This is a genomic window from Microcoleus sp. bin48.metabat.b7b8b9.023, from assembly GCF_013299185.1.
Lineage (GTDB): Bacteria > Cyanobacteriota > Cyanobacteriia > Cyanobacteriales > Microcoleaceae > Microcoleus.
In genome coordinates this window covers 1-2577 of the sequence record NZ_JAAFKG010000125.1, presented here as the reverse complement: position 1 = coordinate 2577, position 2577 = coordinate 1, and the positions used below count along the sequence as shown (strand labels likewise).

Below are 2577 nucleotides of genomic sequence, written 5' to 3'. Positions count from 1 at the left end.
TAGTAATTTTAACGAAAGTGGATTAATATCTCGAAGTAAAAACATATCAAACCTCTCTAAATAAAACTTAATAATTTTAGTATATCATATTATATGATTTGTGTAATTAATTTCGTTCGACTACTTACCAAAGAGCGCTGAAGCGCAACTACGTACCAAAGAGCGCTGAAGCGCAACTACGTGCCTGAAATTTCAGTCTTGTTTCCCAATTGCTGACTCAAGGCGAAACCGCGCAATCTCATAGATTTCTGTTAAAGCCTGCTGCATTTCAGTTTCTGGGGAATTGTTGAGGCGGCGCTCCAATGCTTCAAGAATGCTGGTTTTTGTGTGGTTTTTCACCGCCACAATGAAGGGAAAACCAAACTTTTTGCGGTACGATCGGTTGAGGAATTGCAGGCGATCGAACTCTGCGACAGATAGCCGATCCAAACCTGCGCCGGCTTGTTCGTTAACCGATGCTACAGCCATTTTTGCTTTGCTTCCCAAGTCCGGGTGTGCTTGAATTAATGCTAATTTTTCTTCCCCAGTCATGGAATTGACGGCTGTTACCATTTTAGCGTGCAAGTCGGCTGTGGAGGCAAAAGGGCGATCGTCCCAAGTGCAACGGGCGACTGTGGGAGTGCGTTCAAAAATCGCGCCCAAGGCTTCTGTAAATACCTCCTGGCTCATTTCGTTGAGTTCAATGAGAGAGTATTGCATTGTCGATCGCATGAATTAATTTTAGTAGTATGTCATTCGGAGTGAAACGAAAAAAATTGCGGACTAAAGTCCTCACTACAAACTGTCAACTGTCAACTGTCAACTGTCAACTGTCAACTGACTTTAGTTTGTTCAACTTCGCCGTGGGCTTTTAACAGTGCAGCAATTTTGCGGCGGATGATGATTCCCGGCTTATCTGTCAGCATATGCTGTTCTTGTGCGATGTCGAGCGGTACGTCCCAATCTGTTGTTTCTAAAATCCGCTTGTCTTCTAAAGTAACAGCGCGATCGAAGGCGATAATATCGCTGGTTTTTGCCTCGCTTTCGGTATCGTTGCGGAGGCAAAATTGCACCATTTGAGAAGTTGAATCGTCAATCGGAGTCATGGTATTGACGATGATGTGAACGAGTCCGTTTGGGTAAGCAATCCGCAGCTTGACGGTAAACGGCAAAAACCAAATTCCGTCTATTGTCCGCACGGTTTCTGCTTGCTCTATGTTTAAGTTTTGCTGTTGTTCGGCGGGATTGGCGACACCCAAAACACTTCGGTAATGCAGTTCCCATTCTGTTTCTGTAAACTCCATCACATCGGGCGTGAGATGCTCTTCGCTGCCGAAAGTTGCGGTATGTACAAAAGTAGGATGAGCCATATCTAATTCGTTTTCCATCACCCGCAATCCCGCACAATTCCAAGGTTCGTAAAATTCGTGAATTTGGCGGTAGTTGGGGTCTGCTGCTTCGGTAATATTGGGAATCTCGGCGATTGGTTCGCCCAAACAAACCCAAACGTATCCGTAGCGATCGCAAGCCTGATAAGATTTTACTTTGTAGTTGCCAGAAATCGAGCCGTTTGGCTGTTGCGGAACGCTGACACAAGTTCCTGACGAGTTGAATGTCCAGCCGTGGTAAGCACAGGAAATGTTGCCGCTGACAACTTTTCCCAGGGAAAGTTTAGCAGTGCGGTGACAGCAGCGGTCTTCTACTGCTGCGGGTTTACCTTCAGAATCGAGCCAAAGTGCGATCGGCTGATCTAATAATACAAAAGGTTTTGGCTCCCCGGACAATTCGGCTGTGGGAATCACTGGATACCAGAATCTTTTGAAAACAGCTTGCTTGCTTGGTAACTAACATAATTCCTCCTCTTTTAAATAATAACTCAACCCATCTTCATTCCATCCGCTACATCCGTTCCAAAATCCGTTGCCGAACTTCCTTCTTTTCAACTACCGCGATAGGTACTGTAAGACCAAGGAGAAACAAGCAAAGGTACGTGATAATGTGCGGTGACATCCGCGATGCCGAACTGAATTGGAACGCTGTTTAAAAAAGGCGGATCGGGCAAATTTTGACCAGATTGCGCGAAGTATTCGCCAACTGCAAATACTAATTCGTAAATTCCCGATTTGAACTCGCTTTCTGATAATAGCGGAGCAGCCGTGCGGCCGTCAGCATTTGTTGTTACAGTTTTTAGCAGAGTTTTGGCGCCGGAGTTTGGGTCAATTGATTGTAGGGCGATCGACATATTTGCAGCCGGACAGCCGCGGGCTGTGTCGAGAACGTGAGTAGTAAGTTTGCCTGACATTTGTTAAAGGTTAAATGCTGATTGTTGATTGATTTTTGCGTGCTGCGATTTAAATCAACCCGGTATCCGTATGGATACAGCACGACGCATTAGTATCAACTTAAGCTTGAAATTCATAATAAATCTCGCTTTTAGGCAAAGTCTAGATCCCCCTCAATCCCCCTTAAGAAGCAGGGTGGATTAATTGTCGAGAGGTTAAATCAAGGCTATGAAGGCTATTGACTGACATCATGCGAGGCATTTAACAGGTTTATCTGAACTAGATAAATCAAAAAGTAACTCACTCAAATCTTCAA

General features: G+C 44.8%; 3 protein-coding genes. All 3 read right to left on the bottom strand.

Translation table 11 applies throughout. The features are described 5' to 3' along the window. Nucleotides 1–192 precede the first annotated feature (192 nt). A complete protein-coding gene (gene uraD / locus QZW82_RS32140; RefSeq protein WP_293158453.1) occupies nucleotides 193–711 on the bottom strand; it encodes a 2-oxo-4-hydroxy-4-carboxy-5-ureidoimidazoline decarboxylase in 519 nt (172 codons plus the stop codon). A gap of 101 nt (nucleotides 712–812) precedes the next feature. Further along, nucleotides 813–1781 carry an aromatic ring-hydroxylating dioxygenase subunit alpha gene (locus QZW82_RS32135; RefSeq protein ID WP_293158450.1) on the bottom strand — a complete coding sequence of 323 codons (969 nt, stop codon included), beginning with the start codon at nucleotides 1779–1781 and terminating at the stop codon, nucleotides 813–815. 137 nt (nucleotides 1782–1918) lie between these two features. Beyond that, nucleotides 1919–2281: a hydroxyisourate hydrolase gene (gene uraH, locus QZW82_RS32130; RefSeq protein ID WP_293158447.1), complete on the bottom strand. Its 363-nt coding sequence runs from the start codon at nucleotides 2279–2281 to the stop codon at nucleotides 1919–1921. Between the last annotated feature and the right edge of the window lie 296 nt (nucleotides 2282–2577).

Coding starts and splice junctions, on each gene's coding strand:
- uraH (WP_293158447.1), bottom strand. CDS start 2,281: ATGTCAGGCAAACTTACTACTCACGTTCTCGACACAGCCCGCGGCTGT.
- uraD (WP_293158453.1), bottom strand. CDS start 711: ATGCGATCGACAATGCAATACTCTCTCATTGAACTCAACGAAATGAGC.